Origin of the sequence: Methanoculleus sp. UBA291 (assembly GCF_002499755.1) — an archaeon.
Classification (GTDB): domain Archaea; phylum Halobacteriota; class Methanomicrobia; order Methanomicrobiales; family Methanoculleaceae; genus Methanoculleus; species Methanoculleus palmolei.
Genome location: NZ_DANC01000029.1, coordinates 34466 through 60919 on the forward strand (window position 1 = coordinate 34466; position 26454 = coordinate 60919).

Consider the following 26454-nt stretch of genomic DNA (forward strand, 5'->3'; position numbering starts at 1 on the left):
TCAGGCTCCCCCAAGGAGAATTGAGACGGCAGGACCGACGACCTCCATCACGCCCTCGACGAAGATGCCGAGGAAGAGGCAGAGGAGAGCGAGGCCGACGATCGGGACGAGCATCGAGAGGGGCCCTTCCCGTGCTGCGGTGCGGGGGTGAGCTTCGTTGTGGTCGCTGTGAAGGCCTCCAAAGTATGCGGTCTCGATGAACCGCCAGATGTACCCGACCGCAAGGAGCGATCCTAACAGGAGAACGGCTGCATAGACCCAGTGACCGGCTTCAAGCGCCCCGAGGACGAGGTAGTATTTGCTCATAAACCCGATCGTGGGGGGAATGCCGATCATCGATGCACCGGCAAGGGCGAATGCGGCACAGGAGATCGGCATCGTCGTTGCAACGCCCTTCAACTCGCTCAACCGCGATGTCCCCATCCGGTAGATGATCAGCCCCGCGACCATGAAAAGGCAGCCTTTCATCACGGCATGGCCGAGGATATGCAGAAGACCCCCTTCCAGCGCGATCTGGTTTGCAACGCCGAGTGCAAACATGATATACCCGACCTGGCTGACGCTTGAGTACGCGAGCATCCGCTTGAGATCCTTCTGTGCGATAGCGAGAACCGCACCGGCAACGATCGCAACCGTCGCGATGAAGAGGATGAACCCGGTCACCGGGAAGGTATCGATGATGTATGCTGTAGTAAAGACCGAGAAGAGGATCCGGAACATCGCATAGATACTCACCTTCGCCATCACGGTCGAGAGGAGGATCGTCACCGCAGAGGGTGATTCTGCATACGCATCAGGGAGCCAGAGATGGAGCGGGAAGAACGCCGCTTTGATGGAGAACCCGATTACCAGGAAGAGGAATGCGGCATGAACCGTTGCAAGCCCGTATGATGCAGGGAGCAGCTGAGCAATATCCGCCATATTCAGCGTCCCGGTCGCGGCATAGAGGTTCGCGATACCGAGGAGGATGAACCCTCCTGCAATCGACCCGAGGATGAGATAGTTGAAACTTGCCACGTACGCGCGCGGCCTTCGGGCTGAAGCGATCAGGGTGTATGCGGCGATCGACGATATTTCAAGGAAGACATAGAGGTTGAAGATGTCGCCTGTGATCGTCATGCCGACAAGGCCGGTTATGAGGAGCTGGAAGAGCACATAGAATGAGACCGTCTTCTCCGGTCCTATCTCTGTTTCAACGCTTCTTCTTGCATAGACTGCCGTTGCCGCGGCAAGAAGCATGATCGCTGCCAGGATATAACTGTTGAAACCGTCGACGACGAGTTCGATCCCGAGCGGCGGCGCCCACCCTCCAACACTATACCGGATCGTTCCCTCCTGCATCACATGCAGGAGGATGGCGATTGCGGATCCAAACTGGAAGAGGACCGTTATAAGCGATATGGGGTAACAAAACCTCCGGTCATACCATCCGGCCAGGAGTGTCAGGAGCGACGCGAGGATCGGGATGACAATCATGAGGACCGGAATATGGTCGATCACCGTCATCGCTTCCTCACTGCCTGCATCAGTTCATCCTCATCGATGACCCCGTACTCTTCATAGATCCGGACGATGAGCGAGAGGGCAACCGCAGTTACGCTCACCCCGACGACGATAGCGGTCAGCATAAGCACGTGCGGAACCGGGTTGACGTAGAGGGCATCCACCCCTTCGGGAAGGTAGATCGGTGCAGTGCCTCCTTCCACCTCGCCAATCGAGATATAGAAGAGAAATATCGCGGTCTGGAAGATGTTGAGTCCGATGAGCTTCTTCACCAGGTTCTGTTTTGCGATCAATGCATAGAGCCCGATCAGCATCAGGATGATCGCCATCCAGTAGTTGTACCGCGAGAGGAAGAGTTCGTAGAACGCTTCTATCATGGAGATTCTCCCCTTCGCTCGGCCATATCATAGATGATCGATGTCATCACCGCCATCACGGTGATCCCGATCCCGACCTCGACTGCGTCAAGGAGGTACCCATGGAGGTGCGGTATACCGAGTGTTGCCTCGATTATTCCGTACTCCAGGTAATTTCCTCCCAGGATGAGGCAGAGGAGCCCGATACCGGCATAGATGGTGATCCCGATGATCGAGCAGATCATGATCCATTTGTTGTTAAACCGCTTTTTGACACTGGAAAGGCCGAAGGCGATGGTCATCAGGATGAATGACGAAGCAAAGACAACTCCTCCCTGGAACCCGCCGCCTGCCCCCGATGCACCATGCACGATGACGTACAGTGCAAAGACCTGGATAAACGGGACCGCAAGCCGCGATACGGTCCTGATGACGACGTTCTCTCTCATAACTGCCCACCCCGTCTGAGCAGGAGGGCGACCGATATCCCTGCGGTGAAGATCACCACAGTCTCTCCAAGTGTATCGAATCCACGGTAACTGGCAAGTATTGCGGTGACGATGTTTTCAATCCCGATATCCGGAAGAACCGAATTGATATACAGTTCCCCGGTGTATTGAGTGGCCGGAGCTTGCGGATCGCCGAATGCCGGCATATCCTCGATTGCCCAGAAGAGGATGATGCCGATGAGGAGAACCGCAAGCAGAGCTTTTGCCCTCAATCCGATGAACTCCTTTTCGTTCGTGCTATAGCTGCGATAAAGAGGACGGTGGTTATCCCGGCCCCTACTGCGGCCTCGGTGAAGGCGACGTCGACGGCGTTCATCACCGACCAGAGTACCGCCATGGCCAATGAGTATGCGGCAAGGATTATTGTTGCATGGAGGAGGTCGCGCACCGTGATCGCGGCGATTGCACAGCAGATCATAAAGAGGAGGAGGGCGAAGTCGAGCTCCCAGATCATCGCCGTTCATCCCCCTTCTTCCATGGTTTAACCCCCCGAATGTGGGCAAAATTCATAAGAGCATGAACCGCCGTCGGCGACGTGATGAAGATGAAGACCACAAGGAGCAGCAGTTTCACCGCAATCAGGGTCATCCCCTCATACAGGATAAAACCGGTCAGCATCATCCCCTCGCCGAGGGTATCGCACTTGCCGCTTGCGTGGGCACGGGTATAAAAGTCGGGGAGCCTGACAAGGCCGACGGCACCGACGACCATGAAGAAGAGGCCGATTACGATGAAGATCAGGGCTAATGTATTCAGCAGATGCATCCTCTCCCGAGGTACTTGGCGATCGCAAGGGTCGCGATGAAGTTGATCATCGCATAGACGATCGCGATGTCCACAAAGAGCGGCCGCTCATAGATGAAACCGATGAGGACAAGGAGGATGATCGTCTTTGTTCCGATGGTATTTACCGCAATAAGGCGGTTTTCCACACCGGGACCCGCCAGTACGCGATAGAGGCAGAGAAAGATCGTCAGGATCAATACGATCGCACCGGCATGGAAGATATCGATCACGGTGCCTCACCAAAGATCCGTGCCAGATCATTCTGCATACTCCTCCCTTCGAGGAGTTCTTCTTCCGACGCCTCCCGGACGAGGGCATGCACAAGATAAGTCCCGCCCGTTACGTCGACCGTCACCGTCCCCGGAGTCAGGGTTATTGCGTTTGCAAACGATGTTCTGAGGATATCGTTTGTGAACGGCGTATCGACGGTGATCATCCCGGGATCGATCGGCATCTTCGGGTGGAGGACCCGGTATGCGACATCGATGTTGGCATAGAGGATAGCCAGCATCAATTTGGGGATATAGAGAATGAATCGGATGAACGTACGTGCGGATAGAATGAGGCTTCGGTCGGATCTGAAGATGAGATCCCCGGAGATGAGCGTCACGATGCTGCAGCAGATGATGCCGGCACCTATATGAAAGGGATCCAGATACCCGGAAAGGACATACCAGAAGATCATCAGTATTAAAAATACTGTGATATAGCGAGTAACTGACGTTTTGCCGGTATTTGAAGACAATTCATACCCTCCGGAGTAGTGTTTCTTTAAACTTGAGGAGTATTGCTTATAATAGTATCCCCCGCCGCTTCAAGCGCTCGTTCGCGATCGCTCGATTCCTCCCTTTCAGCGTTTCACATGGCTCCGGATGAACCAACTCCTCGGTCGCAACGATCCCGAACCGTTGCACCCGGACTCATCCGGGCCTGCCCTCGGGGGCGATGCCTTTTATATGTGAAGATGGGGTACAGCAGGAGTCGCCATCGGGACGTGAGCGGTATGGCGCGATGGGTGTGCAGTGTCTGTGATTACGAGTATAATGAGGAGGCCGGAGACCCGGCCGCCGGCATACCCCCGGGCACGCTCTTTGAGGACCTCCCGGACGATTGGCGGTGTCCCCGCTGCACCGTGGGGAAGGGGGCGTTTGTGCGGGTTGACGAAGAGGAAGAGGTGAAGACGGATGAAGAAGACTACCTTTGAAGGGGCCACCATGACCGTGGCCGACGTGCTGGTCGCGGAACTCGCGGCATGGGGGATCACCCTGTACTTCGGCATTCCCGGGGCGTCGGCGCTCCCGCTCGTGGACGCGGTCAGGAAGAACGAAAACGCCCGGTACATCGTCGTCCGGCACGAGCAGACGGCGGCCCTCGCCGCGTCCGCCTACAACAAATTCACGGGGAAGATCGCGGTCTGCCTGACCATCGCCGGACCCGGGGCGACGAACCTCGCGACCGGCCTGTACGACGCAAAAGAGGACCATGCGAGCGTGCTTGCGCTCTCCGGGCAGGTGAAGACGCAGTACGCCGGCCCCGGCGGCATCCAGGAGATCGACCAGGACGCGTTCTTCCGGCCGATTGCGGTCTTCAACAACACCGTCGCCGACCCGACGACGGCGGTCAAACTCCTCACCCGCGCCCTGCGCTACGCCGTCGTCGCCCGCGGTGTCGCCCAACTCTCGCTCCCGAACGACGTCCAGAGAGAGCCGCTCGAACTGGCCTACTGCGAGCGCGAGACCTGCCTCCCGGAGGCCAGGGTAGCGCCGACCGACGAGGCCGTCGGGGCGGCGGCGGCGATCGACGGCGCCGCACGGCCGGTGATCCTCGCGGGGTTCGGGGCCATGAGTGCGGCCGGGGCGGTCTTCGATCTTGCAGAGGTGATCCAGGCGCCGATCGTCACCACGTTCCGGGCGAAGGGGATCCTCCCGGACGATAACGGGTGGATTGCCGGGGTGCACGGCCCCCTCGGGACGCCTCACGCCCGGGCGCTTGTCGCGGCCTCGGATCTCGTGATCGCCTGCGGGGCGAGTTTCTCCGACCTCACCGGGATCCCCCCGGAGAAGCGGGCCGTCCAGGTCGATATCGACCCGCTCCAGCTCGGCAAGCACCCGCTCGCGGCCGGGGTCTGGGGCGACTGCACCATCGCGCTGCCCCGGATCCGCGAGCGGGTCCGGCCGCGAGAGGACCCGGCGGTCAGGCAATGGCTCGCGGAGCAGAAACAGGCGTGGTCGGACCGGCTCGACCGGGAGGCCGACCCGGAAGCCGTCCCGATCCGCCCGCCCTACATCATGAAGGTCCTCTCCGAGACCCTGCCGGAGGATGCGGTCGTATCGCTCGATGTCGGGGAGAACCAGTGGTGGTTCGGGCGGAACTTCCGGATGAAGCGGCAGCGGTTCGCGATGTCGGGCTACCTCGGGACGATGGGGTTCGGGCTCCCCGGGGCGCTTGCAGCGAAACTGGCCTACCCTGATGCGACCGTCGTCTGCATCACCGGGGACGGCGGGTTCTCCATGGTCATGGCCGACTTCGCCACGGCGGTCAGGTACGACCTTCCCATCGTCGTGGCGGTCTTGAACAACCACGAGCTTGCCATGATCCGGGAGGAGCAGCGGGAAGCGGATTATCCCCCCTACGGCACCGACCTCACGAACCCCGACTTCGCCGCGTACGCGGAAGCCTGCGGCGGTGCCGGGATACGGGTGACCCGGCCGCAGGAACTCCGGGACGCCGTTCTGGCTGCACTGCAGATGAACAAACCCGCCCTCATCGATATCGAGACCGACCCGAAGCGGTTCGAGTGAGTTCTCGGCCGGGGGAAAGTGCGAAAAGAGGAGTAGGGTTTGGGTTACTCGCCGGCGAGGTAGTCGTAGAGGAACGCCGCGAGCACCGCACCGACGATGGGGCCGACGATGTAGATCGGGAAGAATGCCCAGAGGTTCGATCCCCCAAGCAGCCAGTCGCCGAGGTACGGCCCGAATGTACGGGCGGGGTTCAGTGATGCGCCGGTCAGGTTCCCGATCGTTGTGATGACGCCCGCGACCGTAAGGCCCACCGCGAGACCGGCAAAGCCCGGCGTGGCCCGTTCATCGACGGCAACGCCCATGATGACGAACATTAAGAGGAACGTTCCGATAGCCTCGATGACGATCGCCTGCAGGTAGCCGATGCCGGGGAAGGGGGCCGTTGCCCCGAGGCCCCCGATAGTGACGGCGTCCGGGCCGACGGTCCAGGCAAAGAGGAGACTTGCAGCCGCTGCGCCGATGAACTGGGCGACGATGTACGCGCCCGTATCGCGTCCGGGGAACCTCCGGGTCGCAAAGAGCGCTATCGTCACCGCCGGGTTGATGTGGCACCCCGATACCCGCCCGAGGGCATAGATGGCCCCCGCGATGGCGATACCGAAGGCAAGTCCTATGGCGAGCCAGTCCCCGAGCCCTCCGAGCGCCCCGATTCCGCCGTTGAAGGCGTTCGGCGGCGAAGTTCCCGCGGCGAGCATCAGCGTGACGACGGCTGCACCGGCTCCGAAGAAAACCAGGATGAATGTGCCGACGGCTTCGGCGACGAATCGTTTTCCAAGAGATGCGGTCATGATATCACCGGATAGGTGTGTGCTTGGAGATTCGGCCAAGAAGGTCCGGGGTGTGCTTTACTTCCCTTTCTCATACAGGGCGGCATAGCACGCAGGGCAGAGGATCCGCGGCAGCGGAGCCTTCACACGCCTGCTGGGGAGCGGGTAGCCTCCCTCCCAGACATCGACGTCCTTCCGGATGGCGTGGTCCATACAGAGCCCCATCCCGCAGACGATGCAGATCGCCACCGCCTCGCTCTCCTTCCCCTCAAGGGCGCAGTAGTAGCACTTCATGGCGACTCATTCCTCCTAGACCGCCTCTTTCCACTGACAGTACCGCTGCCGCTGGTCGACCAGACACGCCGTGGCGCAGTTCTTGCAGGCCCGCACCGGGGCGGCCGCCTTGTCCTTCTCGAGGGCGATGATGTTCGTCATCATCGTCGCGGTCACGGGCTCGCTCGTCAGGAGGCACGGGTAGTCGGCAAGCCGCATCAGGGCGGAGAACCGGACGGAGATCGCACAGGCCGCATAGGCGTAGCGCTGGGGGTTCATCAGCACCTCGTTTGCGCGGATGGGCGAGAGGTCGACGGGGTAACTGCCGACCCTGGGGACCAATTCCGCACCGGACCCGTTTGCGTTCCGCTGTGCCTTGTCGAGGAGTTTCCAGCCGCGATAGATCATGTCCATGAAGTCGCAGTTATGGAGTTCTGCCGCCGCTCCCCTGGCCGGGTAGCGCTGGACGTAGTTGTGGAACCTTTTCGTGAGCAGGTCGACGATCATGGGTGCGTTGAACGCGTCGAGCTGGAGGATATACTCGGTTGCAGCCGCCGATGCTCCGGTTGCGACCGAGAGGACGTCCCAGTAACTCTTGTAGGAGTCGAGCGAGTTCTTGAGCGTCGACTCCATCACCCCGGTGACCGCCTCGATCACCGCCATCACGACGTCGTCCTTACACATGTTGAAGGTCGTCTGCGCGATGTGGTGGGCGACGTCGCCGACGCCGTAGGCGGGAATGGTCAGGATGTTGCCGTAGTGGACGCCGTCGTCGATTGCAGCCTTGATCGTCGCTTCCATCCGCCGCCGGTACTCGCTCATGTACTTCCGCTGATCAAAGGAGGTCATCCCGGCCTCATCCATCAACTCCGCCTGGGCTTCGACCGGTTCGCGGTAGATCTTCTGCATGGTCGCGATCTCTTTAGCCGTCGCTTCAGTGGGGGTGGCCCTCGCCTCGAGGGCATGGGCGAAGGCGTCTCCGAAGCCGTAGGAGGTGTTCATGCCCCACGACTTGGCGGCGAGGATCGCTCGCTTGTGCTCGACCGGGATATCGGTCTTCTGCAGCACCCGGTTCACCACGTTGCTCGTGCTCCCCGGGATCAGAGCGAAGTCGACGACGCAGGTGGGGCCGTAGAACCCGCCGTAGTGCCGCACCGCCTCAAGGCCGATCCGGGCCTCCGCATCCGCGATTGCCTGCACGAAAGTATCGACGCTTCTTGCGAACGCCTCATCCTGACTTTTCAGGACCTCGAGCACCACGGGTGTCTGATAATGCTCGACGAACGGGTCGTCTTCGGGACGGACCGTCGTCGTGAGGCCCTTGAGGGTCTCGTAGTGCGCGATCACCGAGTTCTTGTGCAGGTCGATGACCGCCCGGCTCTGGTCGCCGATCGCCGTCATCTTCCTGGCCACGTCGACGTAGGGTTTCGTGTCCTCTATGACGAACTTCTGGCCGCGTTTTGCCTTTACCGTATCCACGTCCGCCCGCTGGGCGGCCATGGCCTCATTTATCATCTTCTCGTAGAGTTCTCTCATACGAAGTCACCTGTTGATTCTCCTTACGGCGGTCCCTTGCGGGGCCGCCGGATCTGACAGAACGGTTCCGATGCGAGGGGGGTACAAATGCTGGCGCAATCCCGGAACGGGGCCTGATGATCCGGGAAGTCCGCGGTTAACTGCGGTCAGGAACGTTTGAACGGTAGTTAGGGATACATCGGCTCACTGTTGGTCCTCGCATCCTCTATCCTCTTCGAAATACCGGTAGAGACCCGTCAATCGAGATACTGCGTCCTCCTCGCATATATCTCTTGTGTCTTCGGGGAAAATCCATATCCAAAGATAGAGCGAGTCTTCCGATTATCGGGTCTGCTCGGGCGTATCAGAACCAGGCGTCCAGCGTCTTCTGCGTCGCCTTCGTCGAGACCTTGGCGAGAGCGTTTTCGACCCGCTCCTCGGAGAAGTCGTAGCGCCCGCAGAGCATCTCTACAACCCCCCCGACATCCGGCGGCCTCCACTCGAGGGTGTAGTCGTCGGCGACCGGCGGGTCGAGGAAGAAGTCCCGGACCGGTTCCGGGTCAAAATCGGGCTGTTTTTCCGCGATCACTGACTCAAACTCACCGTTTCTCACGATCTTCAAGGCCGTCTTGCCGCCGACGCCCCGGATGCCCGGGTTGAAGTCCGTGCCCACCAGGATGCCGATCTCGACGAGTTGCTCCCGGGTAACGCCGAGGCGGTCGAGGAGGGAGGAGAGGACGATCCGTTCCGGTTCCACCGTAATCGTCCGCCCTCTGGTCTTTCGCCGGCCGCTGACCGTGAGGTTCCGCACCAGCACCGGAGAACCGAAGAGGAGCGAGTCGTAGTCCTGCGAGACCGCGTAGGCGACGCTCCCCCTCTGCACCATATGGGCCGCCTGCGCTTCACCCTCGCTCGGTGCCTGCACCCGGGGGATCCCGAGCAGGTCGAGGAGTTCACAGGACGACGCGATGATATGGTTGTCGATCCGGGCGGATGCGCTCGCCTGCTTATATGCCTCCTCCATATCCCCCTCCCGGAGCGCCGCCTTCCAGGCTTCGTCGGCCCTGGCGCGGACCGCCCGCCGCTCTTCGATCGTCTCCTGCTTGAACTCCGGCGGCTTTCCGTCGAAGACGTAGACCGGCTTGATGCCTTTTTCCAGGAAGTTTACCGTCCGGAAGAGGATGCCGGAGAGGTGCGAGGTGATCCTTCCGGCACCGTCCATCAGCGGGGTGCCGTCCGGTTGCCGGATGATCGAGAGGAACTGGTAAAGCGCGTTGTGGGCATCCACCGCGGCGGTGCCGGAAAGATCGCTCCACGTCAACGTCTCTTTACAGTCTGCCAGAATATCGCGGATAGCAACGCCCATGCTTACCTACTCATGAGAGGGGGAGAGACCATTAAGTTGGCGATCCGGTTCACCGATACATCCGCCGGGAGAGCCCGTCGACGATCTCCTCGATATGACTCACGGTATTGTCGTACTTGGCGCTCATTGTCTTTCCCATCTCCTCCATATTCACGCGCATGGTGCGCTCTCGCTGCACGACGCTCTTCTCGAGGCTCAGAATCTTTATGCCGAGAGAGATGAGCAGCCCCCCGAGTGAGAGCATCATAAGCGTCGCCGCAACCGCTATGATCAGGTCCTGCCAGAACCGCATCACCAGCACGACGGTGGAGACCACCATCACGATGGTGAGAACAATGTCGCCGATGAGTTCGCGAAACTCCATAATTTAAAGTAATGAGGATGCATTAATTAACCTACCTATAATGAATGGAGTTTTGTGATGCAGATACGCGACTGGCTGCCGTTTCTCGGGATGCCCATCATGCTCTTTGCCGTCCAGATCATCGTCATCGTCCTCATCCGCCCCATGCAGGCGGCGGGGCTTGTGGCGTTTGAAGACCCCGAGTCGGTTGCAAACCCCCTGATCTTCATCGGGATACTGCTCGCATTCACCCTGTTCCTGCTCCTTCTGATCCGGGTGGGGGGGCGGCGTTTCATCTCCGTCCTCATCGGCGCTTCCATATTCCTGACGTTCCTCTACATATTCGGGGCGCTCTTCCTGCGTGCGCTCGGGCCCACCGATGCCGCGGCCGTCGGGACGCTCGCCGTTGCCGGAGCGGCGACGGCGCTCCTCTACCTCTACCCGGAATGGTATGTCGTCGATATCCTCGGGGTGCTGCTTTCCGCGGGCATTGCATCCATTTTCGGGGTCTCTCTCGCTATCCTGCCGGTGCTCGTGCTGCTCGTGCTGCTCGCGGTCTACGATGCCATCTCGGTCTACCGGACAAAACACATGATCACGCTTGCCGAAGGGGTTCTCGCGACGAAAGCCCCCATCATGGTCGTGGTGCCGAAGCGGGCGGACTACTCGTTCCGGCGCGAGAGCATCAGCATGGGTGAGGGGGAGGAGCGCGGCGCGTTTGTCATGGGTATGGGCGACCTCATTATGCCCTCCATTCTTGTGGCGTCGTCGCACGTCTTTGCGGGTGCGCCCGCCGTCGTCGGGGCCCTCTCCGCCCCGACCATCGGCGCGATGGCAGGCTCCCTTGCCGGCCTCGCCGTGCTCCTCTATGTTGTCAACAAAGGAAAGCCTCAGGCCGGGCTCCCCTTCTTAAACGGGGGCGCGATTGCAGGTTTTATCATTGGAGCGGCTCTCGCAGGCTCGTTTTCGTGGCTTCCTTTCGGTATGTGAGCAGGAGGTCGAGCACCGCCGCCACGCCATCGCCGGTGAGCGTGGACATCGCCGGACAGCCTTCGAGCCCCCGGATATCCGCTTTATTTACAACCGTCACCACCGGCACGTCGACGAGCCGGGAGATCTCGTCGCGGAGCCGGAGCTGGTCGTCGAGCGCGTAGCCGCAGTGCTCGCTTGCGTCCAGAATGAAGAGCACGACGTCGGCCGTGTTGATGATGGCGCTTACCGCCTGCCGCTCGATAGGGTTCCGTTCGTCCGCCGGCCGTTCGAGGACGCCGGGCGTATCGATGAATTGGATGCGGTCGCGTTTCCCGATATCCCGGTGACCGACGATGACCCCCTTGGTGGTGAACGGGTAAGCGGCGATCTCGGGGTCCGCCGTTGAGACGGACCTGATAAACGAGGATTTTCCGACGTTCGGGAACCCCGCCACCACCACGGTGAACTCCCCCTCGGTCACGTGCGGAAGTTTCCGCAGGATGTTCCGGGCTTCGTTGAGAAAGGCGAGGTCGTCTTCCACCTGGTGGACGATTGAGGCGATTCGGGCGACGGCCTGCCGCCGTTTCTGGTCCGTATCTTCTGCGGACCGCATGCTGCGGGTGTATCCGGACCCGATGGTCCAGACCTGGTCGGCCGCCCAGGTGACGGCCCCGAGGGACTGCTTCAGCCGGTCGAGCGAGACGAGGATATCGGCCACTTCCTGATAAAAGGGAGGGAGGCGCTCGAAACTCGGGAACGAGCTGACAGCGCTTTTTAACTTGTCGTGGATTGACTTCGCAGCCGCTCTCACGAACTCCTCGTTCGCCCGGTCGACGTTGGTCTTCAACTTCTTTTTGGCTGCCGCCCTGCGAAGACTGCGATCGAGCACTTCATCAGCCGTCGGAACGGTCGGGATAGTTTCAAACTCCACGGTACGCACAACCTAATGTATATAAACAACGTATCATGACTGATGATTATGGATCTCTCTCCCATTCAGAAGGATATCCTGATAACCCTGATTACTCTATATCATCAGTCTTCTCATTCTATAAAGGGTGAGGAGATCGCGGATGTGCTGAAGCGCAACCCCGGCACCGTCCGCAACCAGATGCAGGCGTTGAAGGCGCTCGGGCTTGTCGACGGTGTGCCCGGCCCCAAAGGCGGCTACAGCCCGACGGCACGTGCGTACAAAGAGCTGAACCTCGGGGACCTCGATCACCAGTTCGAGGTGCCGATCTTCCGCGACGGCGAGAAGGTGAAGGGTGTACGGGTCGCGGAGCTCGATTTTACCACACTCTGCCACCCGGACCTCTGTCATGCCGAGGTCAGGATCATCGGGAGCGTGAAACTCTTCCGCGTGGGGGATATGGTCTCGATCGGACCCACGCCGGTGAACAAACTGCTTGTCCGCGGCGAGGTCTACGGGATGGACGAGAACCTGCAGGCGCTCCTGATCAGCGTCTCGGAGATGATATCCCTCCCGAAACAGTCGATCAAGCACTATATGAGCACACCGCTCCTGACCCTGCCGCTCTCCGCCACCCTCCGGGATGCCGTCCGCCTCTTCAATACGCACCGCATTCACGGGGCGCCGGTGATGGAGGACGGCCGCCTCGCGGGCATCGTGACGTTGAGCGATATCGCCCGGGGCCTGGATGAGGGCCTGACGCTGGATTCGCCTGCCTCAGAAGTCATGACCGCCGATGTGGTGAAAGCGCCGTCGTCGATCCGGCTCTACGAACTCGTGGGCCGGTTCAAGGAACGGGAGATCGGGAGGCTGATTGTGGTCGAGGACGGTAAGCCCATCGGGATTGTTACTCAGACCGATATTATTCGGGTCTTTCCCTCACTTTGATACCCTCCCCGTTCTGAATTTCGCCCTCGAACCCCTCTGGTGACAGATAACTATTTATATATGAGCACCTATGGTGCTTCTGTCAAACGAGTTCTGTGTGAGAGTACATTGCACAGAACTCAATGAAAAGGGGGAAATGAGATCATGACTGATATACCTCTGGCACCCGTTGGCAGAATCGTGAAAAAGTCCGGCGCGGAGCGGGTGAGTTCCGATGCCAACGAAGAGCTTGCAAAACTGATGGAACAGTACGCGTCGAGGATCGCGAAAGAAGCGATCAAACTGGCGGGTCATGCGGGCAGAAAGACGGTCAAGGCCACCGATGTCCGGATGGCGGCCGAGACCGTAAGATGAAAACCCTACTTTCTCTTTTCCGGTCCGGTTTGAAGAGCCTTCTCTGCGGGGTCGTCCGCTGGCATTGTGCGTCAAACAACGGGGTACGGGTGCGATTCGCGGCCTTTCCGCGCCGGCCGATATGCGGCTGCAGCCCCCGGAACGATTGAACCCGGGCGACAGCGACGTTCTTCCCGGTGAAAAATCCATTAATCGGGTTTTTTCGGGATTTCGGGGTATTTGGAATGTTTATATAGTACAAACACCCCACGGTTCTGTATGAGTAAAACCTTCAGTCGCGCCCTTGCGAGAAAGCGGGTGATGAGTAACGACGGCATGCTCATTGGCGTTATCAAGAACATCATGATCGACCTCAGCACGGGGCAGGTCGTCGACCTGATCGTCAAACCGGACGATACGTTCAGGACGGACGGCTACCGGATGGACGGGGATCGGATGCTCGTGCCGTTTGAGTCGGTGAAGGACATAAAAGACTATATTGTGGTCGACCGCTACCTGCTGAAGAGATCGGGATAATACTTTTTCACCGCTTCTACAAACCCGTCCCCGTAGGCGTTTTCGGTGACCAGGTCCGCCGCCGAGCGGGTCTCTGCCGGGGCATTTGCAACAGCAACACCGATCCCGGCGGCTTTGAGCATCTCGATGTCGTTCTCCGAGTCCCCGACGGCCAGTATCTCCGCGAGGGATAACTCCATCTCGCCGGCGAGTTCCCGCATCGCCGTCCCCTTGCTCACGCCGAGCGCCTGAAGGTGGATTGCAAACCCGGTGTCGAGCACGCGGACGGGGAGGCGGCGGTCACGGATGACCGCTTTTGCCTCGTCGGGATCGATGTTTCGGGCGAAGGCCACATCGGCGAACCGGTAATGTGCGCCGAAAGGTTCGAGTTCGACGTCTTTTCGTGCGAAATAGTCTTTGAGTTCCTCAAACGCTGCAAGGCAGGCCTCCCTGTCGCCGGCGATGCGGAGAGTGCCGGGAAACCCCCTCCGGTAGACGCCGCCGTTCTCGCCGATGATGGTCCCGTCCGTCCCGACCATCTTGCAGAGAGCGTCCATGAAGCAGACGATGTTGCCGCTTGCAAACACCACCGTGATCCCGGCGTCGACGAGCGTCCGGATGGCCTCGACGGCCGCGGTGTTGATGCGCCGCCGCCGGTCGGTGATGGTGCCGTCGACGTCCGTAACGAGTGCCTTCAGCACGGTTTGAGCCCCGCCTGCTCGACCATGAACGCCGCCTCACCTTCGGGGAGGTTGGGGCTGTCCACCAGACGGGCGACCCGTTTGCCCCCTTTGCTCTTACGGAGGTAGAGCCGGAAGGTTGCGGTATGCCCGACGATATTGCCGCCGATCGGTTTCGTGGGGTCGCCGAAGAGGACGGCCGGGTTCGACATCACCTGGTTGGTCACGAGGCCGACGGCGTTGTGGTCGTCGATCAGTTTCAGGAGGTCGTGCATGTGGCGGTTCAGTTTCTGCTGCCGGGCGGCGAGGGTGCCGCGCCCCGCATACTCCGAGCGGAAGAGCGACGTCAACGAGTCGATGACGAAGAGCCTGACCGGGTAGTCGGTGGTCCGGAGGTCGTTTGCGAGCTCCCGGGCGGTCTCGAGGAGCAGCATCTGATGATCGGAACTGTGCGCCCGGGCGACGTGGATCCGCTCGAGGATCTCCTCGAGCGGCCCGATGTCCGCCTCTTCCGGGAGGCCGTTGACCATCTGCTCGATACGTTCCGGGCGGAACGTGTTCTCGGTGTCGACGTAGATGACCCCCCCGTGCAGGCCGCCGAGTTCCTCCGGGAGCTGGGCGTTGACGGCCATCTGGTGGACGATCTGGCTCTTGCCGGACCCGAATTCTCCGTAAACCTCCGTGATCGCCTGCGTCTCAAGACCCCCGCCGACCAGTTCGTCGAACTCGGGGACCAGCGTCTTGAGTTTCTTGATATCTTTTCTCTTATCCAGGATATCCCGGCCTGTTTTGAAGCCTCCGATATCCGCCATCTTCCGGGCGGCGAGGATCACCTTTTTTGCGGTCCCTTCGCCGATCTCGGCCGCTTCGGCGAGATCCGACGTTGTGGCCGTTGCAATGCTCTCAACGGTTCCGTATCCGGCCTCGCGAAGTTTATCGGCAGTGGTGGTCCCGACACCGGGTAAATCTTCAAGATCAATCTCTGACATCTCATTCCTCACTTGATCTCTCGTGGTCTTGTTGTGTTACACTAAGAGTCTATAGCGGGAGACATAAAGGTCGCTTGCCGTGCGGGGTGAAAGTGAAGATCGGGATCAGGGTTTCCGGGAGAGACGATCCAGACGGCGCTGCAGTTCTTCCCGATCGGGAATCACAGGCTCCAGGTGGTCCAAAGTGATCACGCCCCGATGCACGGTTCCTCTCGCGCGCACCATGCAGCCGACGGGCAACGGCCCGGCGAGGAGGTAGCAGGCGTCGCCGGTTTCAAGAGCGGTCCCCTGCCGGGTGGCGATGATCGTCCCTTCTACCTCCACGTCTTTCTCCTCTTTTGCGAGGACGACGAGAGCGCTTCCCCACGAGAGGTGCACCTCGAGGTCGCCGTACCGCCCCCGCTTCGCCGCACCGTTGTAGACCTCGATCCGGTCGCCGGGTGCCAGAAGTTCGTCTGCTCTCTCGCCCCAGACGACGACCGGGACCTCGCCGGTTTCGTCGGCGAGGAGAAGGTTCCGGACACTGGACGTCCTTCCGCTCCGGGTGACAAACGAATGAGGAGGCTGCACGCGGACAACCGTGCCGGCGAGCGAATACGTCCCTCCTTCCTCAACGTCCGCGACGGCATCCGTCGGGACGGCGATCTCCCGGTCGATGTACGAGACGGATGCCGACTCGCCGAGGCTGTACTCGACGCCCCGGTCGCTCTCCCGGAGAACGGCGCCGCGGATGACGACGCTTCTTCCCGCCTCGACCCCGAGCAGGGCATCAGGAGCCCAGGCGACGAGCCGGAAGATGCCGTCTTCATTCCCGATAACCGCATCGATCATCTCTCCCGGGCTCCCGTCGCGCCTCCTGAACGTCCGCGGGCTCCCGACGGCGATGAGCCTGACTTCGAGATCTTCTCCCGGTCCGGGAAGTACCGAGGGTTCAGTCTCCGCGCAGGCGATCTCGCACGCCGCTTCCTGGACCGCGACGGCCGTGACGTCGGGGACCTTTCCCCCGCCCTTCGGCCGGCCGAGGATCTCGAGCACGTCTCCTGCCTCGATCTCCTGGACGCCGCCGGCCTTCTCGTCCCAGAGTGTCAGCCTGGCCCTGCCGGTCTCGTCGCCCACTATCACGTTTGCGACGAGGCCGGCCGTGCCGTCGGGCCGCTCGAACTCCCGGGGTCCCTCGACGGCGAGCACCTTTGCAAAGAAGCAGACAAGGCTCGGAGACGCGGCGAGATCGCGTATCCGGACGTGCGCCCGCCCGATCTCTTTGACGACCAGCATCGCCGCCGTCCGTTCGTCCAGGAGGTCCCCCGACTCCGCCACCTTATCGAGAACCCGGTGCTCGAACTCCTTCTCTGAGAGGAGGTCGTCGACCAGAAGATAGTGGAACTTCACGGCAGCCGCTCCGGCCTTACGCCTGCCAGGAGGGTCTCACCATCGGGGCGGTCAGGTCGTCGATCGTCTCGGCCCGGCGCATCAGGGCCGCCTTCTTCCCTGCGAGGAGCACTTCGGCGCACCGGGGGCGGCTGTTGTACTGGGACGACATGGCAAACCCATAGGCACCGGCGTCCAGCACCGCGATGATGTCCCCGGCCGCCAGCTCGGGAAGCAGACGATCTTTAGCAAGAATATCACCCGTCTCGCAGATCGGCCCCGTAACGGAGTACTCTCGTGCGGCGGGGGCGTCCGCCTTGTTTGCCGCCACGACCTCGTGGTAGGCGTCGTACATCGTCGGCCGGACGAGCAGGTTGAACCCGGCGTCGACGTTCGCGAAGGTTTTGTGCGCGGTCTTGACTGAGTTGACCCGGGTTAAGAGGACCGTCGAGTCGGCGACGAGCCATCGGCCCGGTTCGACCCAGAGTTCGGGCTCGATCCCGAGTTCCCGGATGCCCCGGAGGAAGACCGGCACGACCGCTTCTGCGTAGTCTTCGGGCGTCGGGGCCCGTTCGGTCTCCCGGCGGTAGGGAATCCCGAGGCCTCCCCCGATATCGATGAACGAGGGTTCGACGCCGATATCGATGAGGTCGCGGGCGACGTCGATCAGGACCCTGACCTCATGGGCGAAGGGCTCCACGGCGAGGATCTGCGAGCCGATGTGGCAGTGGATGCCGATCGGGTTCGTATGCTCGAGCGAGAGCGCCTCCCGGTAGGCATGGAGGATCTGCCCCGCCGGGATGCCGAACTTGCTTGTCGCAAGACCGGTGGCGATCTTCGGGTGGGTGGGGACGTCGATCGCCGGGTTGACCCGGAACGCGATATCGACGGTCTTTCCCGCCTCCCCGGCCGCGGCATCGAGCTGCCGGAGCTCGTCGGGCGAGTCCACCGAGACCCGGATGCCTTTCTCGACCGCAAGAGCGAGGTCGGCGGGGGTCTTTGAGCTCCCGTTGAAGAGGAGCGACGCAGGAGGCATTCCCGCCGCGAGGGCGAGCGCGACCTCCCCGGCGGAGAAGACGTCGGCCCCGGCGCCCATCGATGCGAGGGTCCGGAAGACCGCAAGGTTGCCGTTCGCCTTTGCGGCGTAGAGCACCCGGACTTTCGGATAGCGCGCGGTGAGGGCGCCCGAAAGGCGGCGGAAGTTGTCCTGTATCCGCTCCTCGTCGGTGACGTAGAGCGGGGTGCCGAACCGGTCGGCAAGGTCAACCGTATCGTGCTCGCCGATCCGGAGGCGGCCGTTCCTGACGGAGAGGTGGGAGGGGAGGATCACAGGCCGAGCCCCCGCATCCGGTCCACCGCCTCGTTGATCCGCTCGATCGACCGGGTAATGGCGAACCGGACGAACCCTTCGCCGTTCCGGCCGAAGCCCACTCCGGGAGTCGCGACGATCCCGGCCCGGTCGAGGAGTTTTGCGGCAAACGCCATGCAGTCGTCGACCGGCACCCAGACGTAGAAGGTGGCCTTCGGTGCCCGGACGTCGAATCCGATCTCGGAGAGTCCCCGAACGAGCGCGTCCCGGCGCTCCCGGTAGACCGCGCAGGCCTCCCGCACGCAGTCCTGGGGGCCGGTGAGCGCGGTTATCGCAGCGTGCTGGATGGCGTCGAACGCACCCGAGTCGACGTTGGTCTTGACCCGGCCGAGCCCGGCGACTACTTGCGGGTTCCCGCAGGCCATGCCGATGCGCCACCCGGTCATGTTGTAGGTCTTTGAGAGGGAGTGCGTCTCGATCCCGACCTCCATGGCGCCGTCGGCCTCGAGGAACGAGGGCGCCCGGTAGCCGTCGAAGGTGATCTCGGAGTAGGCGTTGTCGTGGACGACGACGATCTCGTGCTCCCGCGCGAACTCGACGACCTCCTCGAAGAACGAGAGCGGCGCCGTCGCCGCGGTGGGGTTGTTCGGGTAGTTGATGAAGAGCAGTTTCGCCTGCTTCACCACGTCGGCGGGGATATCCTCAAGCACCGGGAGGAAGTTGTTCTCCGCCCGGATGGGCATCTCGTAGACCTTTCCCTCGGCAAAGAGGGTGGAGGTCTTGTAGACGGGGTAGCCGGGGTCGGCGGCGAGGACGACCTCGCCGGGGTTGACGAACGCCTCGGCGATGTGGGCGATGCCTTCCTTCGACCCGATGAGCGCGAGCACTTCCTTCTTCGGGTCCAGGTCGACCCCGAACCGGCCGCGATACCACTCTGCCACCGCCTCGCGGTAGGCGAGCATGCCGGTGTAGGAGGGGTAATGGTGGTTCTTCGGGTCACGGGCCGCGGTGCAGAGCGCCTCCACGATGTGCGGCGGAGTGGGGAGGTCGGGGTCGCCGACGCCGAGATCGATGACGTCGACACCCTGGCGCATTTTCTCCTCTTTCATCGCGTCAATGCGTGCAAAAAGGTACGGGGGAAGGTGATCCATGCGTCTTGCGTACATTACCCTGAGTATTGCGCACGGAACCCTATCTAATTTCTTGCCCGGGCCCCGCGGACCGGTGACACGTTGCGGTCTTACGGCCCGACGCCGTATCCGGACCTCCAATGGGACCCACGTCCCGCATACGAACCCACGCGCGGCGGCGACATCCCCGAAGCCGGGGTCATTGCACGGCTCCGGCCCCTCGGCCCGGGCGCCGGAGAACGGTTAAATACGGACGCTACGAAGATAACATCATGGTTCTCCCGGAGTATGTTGTAGTCTTCTGCACGGTCCCCGCCGAAGAAGCGGAGACGATGGCGAGGGCGCTCGTCGATGCCCGGTTGGCCGCCTGCGTGAACGTTACCCCTGTTCGGTCCTGCTTCCGGTGGGAGGGCAGGGTCTCCAGCGAGCCGGAACAACTCCTGATCGTCAAGACACAGTACCGCCTGCTCGACCCGCTCATCGCCAGGGTCCGGGGACTTCACAGTTACGACCTCCCCGAGATCATCGCCATACCCATCGTCGGCGGTTACGCCCCGTACCTGGACTGGGTCCGGGAGGAGACATCCTGATGGAGACCGTCGGTCGCACCGGGATTCAGGTGACGGGTGGCGGCGCGCACGAGGTCCACGACGACATCACCCTCGAAGACCACGTCCGGCTCTTCCTGAACGGGGAGTACCTCGCGACCCTGGTGGCAAGCCCCGACCGCCTCGATGACCTCGCAGCCGGGTTCGTCATCTGCGAAGGGCTGACCGATACCATCAGTTCGGTGGAGGTCTCCGGGAAGGACGTGCACATCACCGCCCCGGTCGGGAAGGAGATCCGGCTGGAGGTGGAGTCGTCCGGCGGCTACCGCGTGCTCGGCGAGCCCAAACCGGTCGCCTCGTCGATCACCGTCACGGCGGACGGTATCCGTGCAGTCACGGCGGCGGTCGAGTCCGATACCTGGAAAAAGACCGGCGCCGTGCACTGTTCGGTCCTCTTCTGCAACGGCGAACTCATCACCCGGGCATGCGACGTCGGCAGGCACAACACCGTCGACAAGGTCGTGGGCTACGCGGCCCTCCGGGGGCTGGACCGCTCGACCTGCATCCTCGGGTGTACGGGAAGGCAGCCTGCGGGGATGGTTGCAAAGGCGGCGAACGCGGGGATCCCGGTCATCGTCTCCCGCGCCGCCTCGACCGACCGCGGCATCCAGACGGCAGAGCGGGCGGGGATCACGCTGGTCTGCTTCTCGCGGGGAGAGCGGTTCACGATCTACACGCACCCGGAACGGGTGCCCGAGGTCCTGAGAACACTGGAGAGATCATGACGGAGAACGACGAAAAAACGGCGCTGATCCTGCTCGGGTGCCCGCAGGTGCCCGTCCAGACGAGTGTGGCGCTCTACCTCGCATACGGCTTGAAGCAGCGTGGCGTCCGGCCGGTGGTTGCCGGGACGGCGGCGGCACGAAAACTGATGGAGGTGGCCGACCCGGGTCGATACTACCTGGACGAGGTGACCGATCTCGATGACATGATCGACGAGATCACGGGGGGAGAACGGGATTTCGACCTCTGCTTCGTCTTCATCCACAATGATTCGGGAGTCGCCTACGCAGGTACTATGGCCTACATCTCAAAGGCGCGACTCTATGCGCTCATCTTCGGGGAGCACGCGGAGGAGCTTGCCGGCGAGATCGAGTTTCCCTGCGAGATCGTCGCGGCGAAAGCCGTGCACAACCCCATGCCGCTGAAGCGGAGACTCAACGAGGTGATGCAATGGGCGGCTGTCTCGAAGCGATGAAACCCGAGGTCGTTCTCTCCCAGACCTCTTTCCGGGAGGCGCGGGAGTATATCAAGAAGAACGTCCGGGAGTATTACGAGGTCGAGCCGGGCTACAAGATATTTGACGTCCACATCATCGGCGTCGCGCCGCTCTACGTCGGCGTGGAGGGCGAGCACCTCATATTCCCCTACACCAAGCCTTGCCATGGGACGTTTGTGGTAAAGGTTCCGGGCGGCGATGAGATCGCGCGGCTGCGGAAGAGGAAGTAAGCAGGTTCACCCGCGTGGCGGTATGCGATGCTTCCGGAGGAAGAGAACCGGAGCGCCGCAAGGCGTAAACCCGGGATAATGGTCGATCTCTCATTTTCTCCTCTTTAGGCCCGGACAGATGACGTACGAGTGCTCCAATCAAGGCGTGGCAAAGGTTTGCAGGCCTCTTTGGACGACTTCCCCGTTAGATTAAAACTATTTGTCCTATCAAAATAATCAGCGGGTATGTACCACTAAAACACATCTAATGCTATATTCATAACCTGTTTTGATATTAATATCAAAATTTTTAATACCCGCTCTCTCCTACATCAGGAAAAACGAGCAGATCGTAAGCAGATCGTCCGGCCCCATAACGACTGGATGTCAATCGATATCGTGGAGATCTCATGGTTAAAATCAGTTACAGCACGGTCGTAGCGGTCAGCATTATGGTTGTGGTCGTCGTTGCGATAGGGTTTTTCGTATACGGAAATACGTTCGATAAACCTGCCGACGGCCCGGAAAAATCCGGGATGACCGTCACGGACATGGAAGGCAGGACGGTGACGCTGAACGCTCCGGTGGAGCGAATCGTGCTGATGGAGTCCTCGAAGACCGCCGAACTCGCGGCGATCGTGGGGGACGGCTTCGCCGAGAAGATCGTCGGCTGGGACAACGATATCAAGCAGAATGCCGGGGACGAATACGCCGTGTTCGTGGCAAAGTATCCGCAGCTGGCCGACATCCCGGATGTCGGGTCGCTGGACGACGGTACGTTCAGCATCGAGAAGGTGATCTCGCTTGAGCCCGACGTCGTCATCATGCATAACTGGCAATTTACATGGGCCGGAGATGCGACTGCGGATGCCCTGACCAAACTGGAACTGGCGGGAATCCCCGTGGTCTTCGTGGACTTTTACATGGACCCGATGGTGAACTCCACGAAGAGCATGCTGCTGCTGGGAAAGATCCTGGATAGAGAAGATCGGGCCCGAGAGATCGTGGACTTTTACAACGAGCAGACCGGCATCGTGTACTCACGCCTGGCTACCGTTAACGGAACCGGGCCCAGCGTCTACATCGAATGTGCGAGCAAGGACCCCTCAGACTACGGCATCTCCTACGGCGACGTGAGCTGGGGCTCGATCGTGAAGAAGGCAGGCGGGAAGAACATCGCGGAACCTCTTCTGGCCGGTACAAGCAAGGCGCTGAGCCCGGAGTATCTGGTCAGCCAGAACCCCGATATCGTCGTACTGACCGGCAGGAACTGGTCTACCCCCGGTTCGTTGAAGCTCGGATACACCACGACGCCGGAGGTGGCCCGGAGCACCATGACCGGGTTCGTTCAGCGCCCGGGATGGGACACGATAAACGCCGTTAAAAATCACGAGGTTTACGGGATCTATCACGGCTACTGCTTTAGCATCTACAACTTCGCGGCGCTGGAGGCCTTCGCCAAGTGGTTCTACCCGGACCTGTTCGGGGACGTCGACCCGGATGCGGTCCTCAGGGAGTACCACGATAGATTCATGCCCATCGACTACGGCGGCACGTTCGTCTACCGTTATTCCTGAAAGGGTGTGTGCGGGCGAGGCGTGTTGTCTTGAGGAGACGCGTTAAAACATGAACGTCGAGGCGAAGTCGGTATACGGCGAGATCGCAGGACAAAAATTGTTTTTCCTGCTTCTGACCGCGTCCATAATCGTTCTTGCCGTTATCGTCGACGTCATGACGGGGCCGGCCTCCCTGTCGCTTGACAGCGTCGTCTCGACGATCCTCTCTCCCGGAACAAGCGATTCATCCCTCTATGCCATCGTCTGGACGTTCCGGCTGCCCGTCGCCCTGATGGCCGTCGTGATCGGTGCGGCGCTCGGCATGGCGGGTGCTATGATGCAGACCATCCTGAACAACCCGCTGGCGAGCCCGTACACGCTGGGCATATCGTCGGCTGCGGGGTTCGGCGCGGCACTGGCGGTCGTGCTCGGCGTAGGCGTGGTACCGTTCGCGGAGACGGTGCTGGTCCCGGCCAACGCCTTCGTCTTTTCCCTCCTCTGCTGCATGATGATCTACGCGGCGGCCCGGCTGAAGAGGGCGTCGACGGAGACAATCGTGCTCGCCGGGATCGCGGTGCTGTTCATGTTCGATTCGCTGCTGATGCTGATGCAGTACCTTGGAAACCCCGAGCAGATCCAGGCGATCGTATTCTGGATGTTCGGCAGCCTGACGAAGGCCACCTGGACCAAACTCGGCATCATGGCCGTGATAGTGCTGGTGGTCGTCCCGGTGGTCATGATCGACGCCTGGAAACTCACGACGCTCCGGATGGGGGAAGATAAGGCAAAAAGCCTCGGGGTCAACGTTGAGCGGCTGCGGCTGAAGGGGTTTATCCTGATCTCGGTCCTCACGGCCGCAGCGGTGGCCTTCGTGGGCAGCATCGGCTTTGTCGGCCTTGTTGTGCCGCACATCTCCCGGATGCTCGTGGGCGAGGACCACCGGTTCTTTCTGCCGCTCTCCGCCCTGTTCGGGGCCCTCATGCTCTCTATCGCCTCGATCCTGAGTAAAATCGTCGTGCCCGGCATCATATTTCCCATCGGCGTCCTCACGTCGTTCATCGGGATACCGTTCTTTATCTGGCTGATCTTTTCGCGAAAGAGGGGATACTGGTGAAGCTGGAGGCAAAGCACCTGTCGTTTCGCTACAGGGCCGACCCGGTCCTGAACGATGTGTGCATCATTGCCGAGCCGATGGTCACGGCGGTCATCGGGCCGAACGCCGCGGGGAAGTCCACGCTGCTGAGGTGTCTCTGCGGGATACTGAAGCCGGAAGGATCCATCCTGCTGGACGGGAAAGACCTGAAGGCATACGGAAACGACGATCTCCTGCAGGCCGTCAGCTATCTGCCCCAGGACTCTTCCAGCAACGCGGCGCTGACCGTGTTCGAGGCGGTCCTGCTGGGGAGGCTGAACTCGCTCAGCTGGACGGTCACCGACGAAGACCTCTCGCTGACGCTGGATGCGCTGGAAAATCTGGGGATCGAGGAACTGGCGAAGGTGCCCCTGAACGAGCTCAGCGGCGGGCAGAAACAGATGGTCTCCATCGCCCAATCGATCGCCAAGAAACCGGCGGTCCTTCTCATGGACGAGCCCACGAACTCGCTGGACCTCCAGCACCAGCTCGAACTCTTCGACCTGATCAGGACGATCACAAAAAGACACGAACATGACGACGGTCGTCGCCCTGCACGACCTCAACCTGGCTGCGAGATACGGGGACAGGATCGTGCTGCTGAACTACGGGATGGTTGAGGCGACGGGAAGTCCGGAGTCGGTGATCACGGAAGAGATGATCCGGAACGTCTACGGCGTCAATGCCCGGGTGACCATCGACGATGAAGGGATACCGCAGGTCATACCGATCAATTCCGTCAGAAGGTGCGGTTCCGGAAAATGATGAGTTGATAGCATGGAAACGGATAGGAAAGAACCGGAAAGGGTCAAGAACGGAGTGCGAAGGTACTGGGACTACGGGAGCCGGTTCTACGACACGGCGCCGGGATCGGGCGGCGATGAGGAGAGACTCCTGTGGAAAGAGAATCTATCGCGGGCGATCGGGTCCGGGCCGAAGAAGATACTGGACGTCGGCACGGGAACCGGAGTCATCGCGCTGCTGCTGGCGGAGCTGGGCTACAGCGTCACCGGCGTCGACTTCAGCCGGGGGATGATGGAGGTCGCCAGGAAGAAGGCACTGGCCGGCGGTTCGGCCGTCAGGTTCCTGGAGGGCGATGTGGAGAACCTCCCGTTTGAGGACGGAACCTTCGACTGCGTCACCGCCCGGTATGTCCTGTGGACGATGGTCGACCCGGAAAAAGCGGTGCGGGAATGGGTGAGGGTCGTGAGGCCGGGCGGGACGATCGTCATCATCGACGGCAAATGGGTCACGAAAGGCCTGCTTCCGAAGGTCTCTGCGGCGACCTACCACACCTACCGATTCGTCAGGTACGGTAAGAACCCCTTTACCTATGACTACACCGAAGACGTCAGCGCCGGCCTCCCGAACCCGCACGGGGTCGAGAAGGAGCAGATCGTCGCATATCTGTCCGGGGCCGGCGCGACCGGCATCACCGTTACCGACCTCGAGCCGATCAGGGTTGCACAGAGAAGACGGCTGCCCTGGTACATGAAATATGCCAATGATCACCCGACTTACCTGGTGTCGGGCATTACCCCGAAGAACCACGACGAGGATGATGAAACATGACGTTAAGCGAGGACCAGATCAAGGGCGAGATCGCGAAACGATGGGATTACTCATCGCAGCGGTACGACAACTATCACGGTCACGGCATCAAGAGCGATGAAGAGGTCGCCTTCTGGAAGGCGTTGTTTGAGCGGATCCTCCCCGGGGAGCGGCTGAACGTGCTGGACGTCGGGTGCGGCACGGGGGAGATCAGCCTGCTGCTTGCCGGGATGGGTCATACGGTGACGGGCATCGACCTCTCTGAAAAAATGCTCGATCGGGCCGCATCGAAAGCAAAGGCGATGGCGCAGGCCGGCCGCGGAGTCGACGCGAGGTTCATGATCGGCGATGCCGAGACCCCTCCCTTCGAAAACAGCTCGTTCGACGCTGTCGTGACCAGACACGTGCTGTGGACGCTGCCGAACCCCCAGAACGCGGTAACCGGCTGGACACGGGCACTCAAGGAGGGGGGAACGCTGGCGATCGTAGACAGCTTATGGAACGACGGCAGTCTGGAGACGCGCCTGCGCCGGAAGATCGGGGACTTCCTGATCCTGGTCGTCGAAAGGAACGACATATCAAAGGACGGGTATTCGTCGGAGCTGAACTCGACGTTACCCCACTCGAGAGGCATATCGGCGGATACGATCCGGGCGTACATGGAGAATGCCGGGCTACGGGGTATCGGGACGGAGAACCTGGCCGACCTGATCGAGATCCAGAAAAGGCACATGCCGTTTCGGTATAAGATCAGTTACAAGTACAATTACTATGCTGTTTGCGGCACGAAATGAACGATCGCGGG

Annotated in this window: 35 protein-coding genes; 16 read left to right on the forward strand and 19 right to left on the reverse strand. The window is 61.1% G+C overall.

The annotated features are described in order from the left end of the window. From BP737_RS06780 to BP737_RS06815, 8 genes are read right to left on the reverse strand one after another with little or no spacing between them, the layout of a single operon-like run. On the reverse strand, window positions 1–1506 hold the full coding sequence (locus tag BP737_RS06780) for a monovalent cation/H+ antiporter subunit D family protein (protein ID WP_292405379.1): 1506 nt from the start codon (window positions 1504–1506) through the stop codon (window positions 1–3). Continuing rightward, the gene (locus BP737_RS06785) at window positions 1503–1880 is read right to left on the reverse strand and encodes a cation:proton antiporter subunit C (RefSeq protein ID WP_292405376.1); all 378 of its coding nucleotides are present in this window, start codon (window positions 1878–1880) and stop codon (window positions 1503–1505) included. The genes BP737_RS06780 and BP737_RS06785 overlap by 4 nt, the downstream gene beginning before the upstream one ends. After that, the gene (locus tag BP737_RS06790) at window positions 1877–2308 is read right to left on the reverse strand and encodes an MnhB domain-containing protein (protein WP_292405373.1); all 432 of its coding nucleotides are present in this window, start codon (window positions 2306–2308) and stop codon (window positions 1877–1879) included. Before BP737_RS06790 ends, BP737_RS06785 begins: the two co-directional genes overlap by 4 nt. Next, the gene (gene mbhE / locus BP737_RS06795; RefSeq protein ID WP_292405369.1) at window positions 2305–2580 is read right to left on the reverse strand and encodes a hydrogen gas-evolving membrane-bound hydrogenase subunit E; all 276 of its coding nucleotides are present in this window, start codon (window positions 2578–2580) and stop codon (window positions 2305–2307) included. Before mbhE ends, BP737_RS06790 begins: the two co-directional genes overlap by 4 nt. After that, a complete protein-coding gene (locus BP737_RS06800; RefSeq protein WP_292405366.1) occupies window positions 2577–2822 on the reverse strand; it encodes a hydrogenase subunit MbhD domain-containing protein in 246 nt (81 codons plus the stop codon). Before BP737_RS06800 ends, mbhE begins: the two co-directional genes overlap by 4 nt. Further along, on the reverse strand, window positions 2819–3133 hold the full coding sequence (gene mnhG / locus BP737_RS06805; protein ID WP_292405364.1) for a monovalent cation/H(+) antiporter subunit G: 315 nt from the start codon (window positions 3131–3133) through the stop codon (window positions 2819–2821). Before mnhG ends, BP737_RS06800 begins: the two co-directional genes overlap by 4 nt. Next, entirely contained in the window at window positions 3121–3384 is a 264-nt protein-coding gene (locus BP737_RS06810) for a cation:proton antiporter (RefSeq protein ID WP_292405361.1), read from the reverse strand. The genes mnhG and BP737_RS06810 overlap by 13 nt, the downstream gene beginning before the upstream one ends. After that, a complete protein-coding gene (locus BP737_RS06815) occupies window positions 3381–3839 on the reverse strand; it encodes a Na+/H+ antiporter subunit E (RefSeq protein WP_292405359.1) in 459 nt (152 codons plus the stop codon). Before BP737_RS06815 ends, BP737_RS06810 begins: the two co-directional genes overlap by 4 nt. Window positions 3840–4157: 318 nt before the next feature. Here BP737_RS06815 and BP737_RS06820 point away from each other — a divergent pair, with 318 nt between their 5' ends. Continuing rightward, window positions 4158–4358: a rubredoxin gene (locus BP737_RS06820; RefSeq protein WP_292405356.1), complete on the forward strand. Its 201-nt coding sequence runs from the start codon at window positions 4158–4160 to the stop codon at window positions 4356–4358. Next, complete coding sequence (locus BP737_RS06825; protein WP_292405353.1) at window positions 4339–5955, forward strand: thiamine pyrophosphate-binding protein; 1617 nt, start codon at window positions 4339–4341, stop codon at window positions 5953–5955. The genes BP737_RS06820 and BP737_RS06825 overlap by 20 nt, the downstream gene beginning before the upstream one ends. A gap of 44 nt (window positions 5956–5999) precedes the next feature. On the opposite strand, the gene BP737_RS06830 is transcribed toward BP737_RS06825, so the two are convergent. The 5 genes from BP737_RS06830 to BP737_RS06850 form a co-directional block, all read right to left on the reverse strand. Further along, window positions 6000–6743: an MIP/aquaporin family protein gene (locus tag BP737_RS06830; protein ID WP_292405350.1), complete on the reverse strand. Its 744-nt coding sequence runs from the start codon at window positions 6741–6743 to the stop codon at window positions 6000–6002. Between the two features lie 57 nt (window positions 6744–6800). Then, window positions 6801–7016 (reverse strand): DUF2180 family protein, encoded by a 216-nt coding sequence (locus BP737_RS06835; protein ID WP_292405346.1) that lies wholly within the window; start codon window positions 7014–7016, stop codon window positions 6801–6803. A gap of 15 nt (window positions 7017–7031) precedes the next feature. Beyond that, entirely contained in the window at window positions 7032–8531 is a 1500-nt protein-coding gene (locus tag BP737_RS06840) for a DUF2193 domain-containing protein (protein ID WP_292405344.1), read from the reverse strand. A gap of 343 nt (window positions 8532–8874) precedes the next feature. Beyond that, complete coding sequence (gene fen / locus BP737_RS06845; protein ID WP_292405341.1) at window positions 8875–9876, reverse strand: flap endonuclease-1; 1002 nt, start codon at window positions 9874–9876, stop codon at window positions 8875–8877. A gap of 49 nt (window positions 9877–9925) precedes the next feature. Continuing rightward, window positions 9926–10240, reverse strand: a complete 315-nt coding sequence (locus tag BP737_RS06850) for a hypothetical protein (RefSeq protein ID WP_292405338.1) — start codon at window positions 10238–10240, stop codon at window positions 9926–9928. Window positions 10241–10297: 57 nt separating this feature from the next. On the opposite strand from BP737_RS06850, the gene BP737_RS06855 reads away from it, so the two are divergent. After that, entirely contained in the window at window positions 10298–11209 is a 912-nt protein-coding gene (locus BP737_RS06855) for a presenilin family intramembrane aspartyl protease PSH (protein WP_292405335.1), read from the forward strand. Here BP737_RS06855 and BP737_RS06860 read toward each other — a convergent pair. Then, a complete protein-coding gene (locus BP737_RS06860) occupies window positions 11157–12122 on the reverse strand; it encodes an NOG1 family protein (RefSeq protein ID WP_292405332.1) in 966 nt (321 codons plus the stop codon). The genes BP737_RS06855 and BP737_RS06860 overlap by 53 nt on opposite strands. A 48-nt stretch (window positions 12123–12170) precedes the next feature. Between BP737_RS06860 and BP737_RS06865 the strand changes: the two genes are divergently transcribed. The 3 genes from BP737_RS06865 (at window position 12171) to BP737_RS06875 (ending at window position 13919) form a co-directional block, all read left to right on the forward strand. Further along, window positions 12171–13049, forward strand: coding sequence for a CBS domain-containing protein (locus BP737_RS06865; protein ID WP_292405329.1), 879 nt, complete (start codon window positions 12171–12173; stop codon window positions 13047–13049). A gap of 144 nt (window positions 13050–13193) precedes the next feature. After that, the gene (locus BP737_RS06870; RefSeq protein ID WP_292386548.1) at window positions 13194–13403 is read left to right on the forward strand and encodes a histone family protein; all 210 of its coding nucleotides are present in this window, start codon (window positions 13194–13196) and stop codon (window positions 13401–13403) included. A gap of 258 nt (window positions 13404–13661) precedes the next feature. After that, window positions 13662–13919: a PRC-barrel domain-containing protein gene (locus tag BP737_RS06875; protein ID WP_292405327.1), complete on the forward strand. Its 258-nt coding sequence runs from the start codon at window positions 13662–13664 to the stop codon at window positions 13917–13919. On the opposite strand, the gene BP737_RS06880 is transcribed toward BP737_RS06875, so the two are convergent. The 5 genes from BP737_RS06880 to BP737_RS06900 all read right to left on the reverse strand — a co-directional run bounded on the left by BP737_RS06880 (window position 13895) and on the right by BP737_RS06900 (window position 19410). Then, window positions 13895–14599 carry a phosphoglycolate phosphatase gene (locus BP737_RS06880; RefSeq protein WP_292405324.1) on the reverse strand — a complete coding sequence of 235 codons (705 nt, stop codon included), beginning with the start codon at window positions 14597–14599 and terminating at the stop codon, window positions 13895–13897. The two genes, BP737_RS06875 and BP737_RS06880, sit on opposite strands and share 25 nt — an antisense overlap. Then, window positions 14593–15567 carry a DNA repair and recombination protein RadA gene (gene radA / locus BP737_RS06885; RefSeq protein ID WP_292405320.1) on the reverse strand — a complete coding sequence of 325 codons (975 nt, stop codon included), beginning with the start codon at window positions 15565–15567 and terminating at the stop codon, window positions 14593–14595. Before radA ends, BP737_RS06880 begins: the two co-directional genes overlap by 7 nt. 105 nt (window positions 15568–15672) lie before the next feature. Then, window positions 15673–16956 carry an OB-fold nucleic acid binding domain-containing protein gene (locus BP737_RS06890; protein WP_292405317.1) on the reverse strand — a complete coding sequence of 428 codons (1284 nt, stop codon included), beginning with the start codon at window positions 16954–16956 and terminating at the stop codon, window positions 15673–15675. A 16-nt stretch (window positions 16957–16972) separates the two neighbouring features. Beyond that, the gene (gene lysA / locus BP737_RS06895) at window positions 16973–18265 is read right to left on the reverse strand and encodes a diaminopimelate decarboxylase (RefSeq protein ID WP_292405314.1); all 1293 of its coding nucleotides are present in this window, start codon (window positions 18263–18265) and stop codon (window positions 16973–16975) included. Continuing rightward, window positions 18262–19410, reverse strand: a complete 1149-nt coding sequence (locus tag BP737_RS06900) for an LL-diaminopimelate aminotransferase (protein ID WP_292405311.1) — start codon at window positions 19408–19410, stop codon at window positions 18262–18264. The genes lysA and BP737_RS06900 overlap by 4 nt, the downstream gene beginning before the upstream one ends. A gap of 236 nt (window positions 19411–19646) precedes the next feature. Between BP737_RS06900 and cutA the strand changes: the two genes are divergently transcribed. The 10 genes from cutA to BP737_RS06950 all read left to right on the forward strand — a co-directional run bounded on the left by cutA (window position 19647) and on the right by BP737_RS06950 (window position 26443). After that, entirely contained in the window at window positions 19647–19964 is a 318-nt protein-coding gene (gene cutA, locus BP737_RS06905) for a divalent-cation tolerance protein CutA (RefSeq protein WP_292405309.1), read from the forward strand. Beyond that, a complete protein-coding gene (gene fdhD / locus BP737_RS06910; protein ID WP_292405305.1) occupies window positions 19964–20707 on the forward strand; it encodes a formate dehydrogenase accessory sulfurtransferase FdhD in 744 nt (247 codons plus the stop codon). Before cutA ends, fdhD begins: the two co-directional genes overlap by 1 nt. Then, window positions 20704–21180, forward strand: coding sequence for a DUF1890 domain-containing protein (locus BP737_RS06915; protein WP_342686054.1), 477 nt, complete (start codon window positions 20704–20706; stop codon window positions 21178–21180). Before fdhD ends, BP737_RS06915 begins: the two co-directional genes overlap by 4 nt. Continuing rightward, entirely contained in the window at window positions 21177–21431 is a 255-nt protein-coding gene (locus BP737_RS06920) for a DUF1894 domain-containing protein (RefSeq protein ID WP_342686055.1), read from the forward strand. The genes BP737_RS06915 and BP737_RS06920 overlap by 4 nt, the downstream gene beginning before the upstream one ends. Before the next feature lie 389 nt (window positions 21432–21820). Continuing rightward, window positions 21821–22987 carry an ABC transporter substrate-binding protein gene (locus BP737_RS06925; protein ID WP_342686056.1) on the forward strand — a complete coding sequence of 389 codons (1167 nt, stop codon included), beginning with the start codon at window positions 21821–21823 and terminating at the stop codon, window positions 22985–22987. A 49-nt stretch (window positions 22988–23036) separates the two neighbouring features. Then, entirely contained in the window at window positions 23037–24080 is a 1044-nt protein-coding gene (locus BP737_RS06930; RefSeq protein ID WP_342686057.1) for an iron ABC transporter permease, read from the forward strand. Beyond that, complete coding sequence (locus tag BP737_RS06935; protein WP_342686058.1) at window positions 24077–24718, forward strand: ABC transporter ATP-binding protein; 642 nt, start codon at window positions 24077–24079, stop codon at window positions 24716–24718. The genes BP737_RS06930 and BP737_RS06935 overlap by 4 nt, the downstream gene beginning before the upstream one ends. Beyond that, window positions 24693–24863: a hypothetical protein gene (locus BP737_RS06940; RefSeq protein WP_342686059.1), complete on the forward strand. Its 171-nt coding sequence runs from the start codon at window positions 24693–24695 to the stop codon at window positions 24861–24863. The genes BP737_RS06935 and BP737_RS06940 overlap by 26 nt, the downstream gene beginning before the upstream one ends. Before the next feature lie 12 nt (window positions 24864–24875). Next, window positions 24876–25670, forward strand: a complete 795-nt coding sequence (locus BP737_RS06945; RefSeq protein ID WP_342686060.1) for a class I SAM-dependent methyltransferase — start codon at window positions 24876–24878, stop codon at window positions 25668–25670. After that, window positions 25667–26443, forward strand: a complete 777-nt coding sequence (locus BP737_RS06950) for a class I SAM-dependent methyltransferase (RefSeq protein ID WP_342686061.1) — start codon at window positions 25667–25669, stop codon at window positions 26441–26443. Before BP737_RS06945 ends, BP737_RS06950 begins: the two co-directional genes overlap by 4 nt. Window positions 26444–26454 lie beyond the last annotated feature (11 nt).

What these genes read in the sequence shown, in the direction of transcription:
- BP737_RS06780 (WP_292405379.1), bottom strand. Translation starts at nt 1,506, where the DNA reads ATGACGGTGATCGACCATATTCCGGTCCTCATGATTGTCATCCCGATC.
- BP737_RS06785 (WP_292405376.1), bottom strand. Translation starts at nt 1,880, where the DNA reads ATGATAGAAGCGTTCTACGAACTCTTCCTCTCGCGGTACAACTACTGG.
- BP737_RS06790 (WP_292405373.1), bottom strand. Translation starts at nt 2,308, where the DNA reads ATGAGAGAGAACGTCGTCATCAGGACCGTATCGCGGCTTGCGGTCCCG.
- BP737_RS06800 (WP_292405366.1), bottom strand. Translation starts at nt 2,822, where the DNA reads ATGATCTGGGAGCTCGACTTCGCCCTCCTCCTCTTTATGATCTGCTGT.
- mnhG (WP_292405364.1), bottom strand. Translation starts at nt 3,133, where the DNA reads ATGCATCTGCTGAATACATTAGCCCTGATCTTCATCGTAATCGGCCTC.
- BP737_RS06815 (WP_292405359.1), bottom strand. Translation starts at nt 3,839, where the DNA reads ATGATCTTCTGGTATGTCCTTTCCGGGTATCTGGATCCCTTTCATATA.
- BP737_RS06820 (WP_292405356.1), top strand. Translation starts at nt 4,158, where the DNA reads ATGGCGCGATGGGTGTGCAGTGTCTGTGATTACGAGTATAATGAGGAG.
- BP737_RS06825 (WP_292405353.1), top strand. Translation starts at nt 4,339, where the DNA reads ATGAAGAAGACTACCTTTGAAGGGGCCACCATGACCGTGGCCGACGTG.
- BP737_RS06830 (WP_292405350.1), bottom strand. Translation starts at nt 6,743, where the DNA reads ATGACCGCATCTCTTGGAAAACGATTCGTCGCCGAAGCCGTCGGCACA.
- BP737_RS06835 (WP_292405346.1), bottom strand. Translation starts at nt 7,016, where the DNA reads ATGAAGTGCTACTACTGCGCCCTTGAGGGGAAGGAGAGCGAGGCGGTG.
- BP737_RS06840 (WP_292405344.1), bottom strand. Translation starts at nt 8,531, where the DNA reads ATGAGAGAACTCTACGAGAAGATGATAAATGAGGCCATGGCCGCCCAG.
- fen (WP_292405341.1), bottom strand. Translation starts at nt 9,876, where the DNA reads ATGGGCGTTGCTATCCGCGATATTCTGGCAGACTGTAAAGAGACGTTG.
- BP737_RS06850 (WP_292405338.1), bottom strand. Translation starts at nt 10,240, where the DNA reads ATGGAGTTTCGCGAACTCATCGGCGACATTGTTCTCACCATCGTGATG.
- BP737_RS06855 (WP_292405335.1), top strand. Translation starts at nt 10,298, where the DNA reads ATGCAGATACGCGACTGGCTGCCGTTTCTCGGGATGCCCATCATGCTC.
- BP737_RS06865 (WP_292405329.1), top strand. Translation starts at nt 12,171, where the DNA reads ATGGATCTCTCTCCCATTCAGAAGGATATCCTGATAACCCTGATTACT.
- BP737_RS06870 (WP_292386548.1), top strand. Translation starts at nt 13,194, where the DNA reads ATGACTGATATACCTCTGGCACCCGTTGGCAGAATCGTGAAAAAGTCC.
- BP737_RS06875 (WP_292405327.1), top strand. Translation starts at nt 13,662, where the DNA reads ATGAGTAAAACCTTCAGTCGCGCCCTTGCGAGAAAGCGGGTGATGAGT.
- radA (WP_292405320.1), bottom strand. Translation starts at nt 15,567, where the DNA reads ATGTCAGAGATTGATCTTGAAGATTTACCCGGTGTCGGGACCACCACT.
- BP737_RS06900 (WP_292405311.1), bottom strand. Translation starts at nt 19,410, where the DNA reads ATGTACGCAAGACGCATGGATCACCTTCCCCCGTACCTTTTTGCACGC.
- cutA (WP_292405309.1), top strand. Translation starts at nt 19,647, where the DNA reads ATGGTTCTCCCGGAGTATGTTGTAGTCTTCTGCACGGTCCCCGCCGAA.
- fdhD (WP_292405305.1), top strand. Translation starts at nt 19,964, where the DNA reads ATGGAGACCGTCGGTCGCACCGGGATTCAGGTGACGGGTGGCGGCGCG.
- BP737_RS06915 (WP_342686054.1), top strand. Translation starts at nt 20,704, where the DNA reads ATGACGGAGAACGACGAAAAAACGGCGCTGATCCTGCTCGGGTGCCCG.
- BP737_RS06920 (WP_342686055.1), top strand. Translation starts at nt 21,177, where the DNA reads ATGAAACCCGAGGTCGTTCTCTCCCAGACCTCTTTCCGGGAGGCGCGG.
- BP737_RS06925 (WP_342686056.1), top strand. Translation starts at nt 21,821, where the DNA reads ATGGTTAAAATCAGTTACAGCACGGTCGTAGCGGTCAGCATTATGGTT.
- BP737_RS06930 (WP_342686057.1), top strand. Translation starts at nt 23,037, where the DNA reads ATGAACGTCGAGGCGAAGTCGGTATACGGCGAGATCGCAGGACAAAAA.
- BP737_RS06945 (WP_342686060.1), top strand. Translation starts at nt 24,876, where the DNA reads ATGGAAACGGATAGGAAAGAACCGGAAAGGGTCAAGAACGGAGTGCGA.
- BP737_RS06950 (WP_342686061.1), top strand. Translation starts at nt 25,667, where the DNA reads ATGACGTTAAGCGAGGACCAGATCAAGGGCGAGATCGCGAAACGATGG.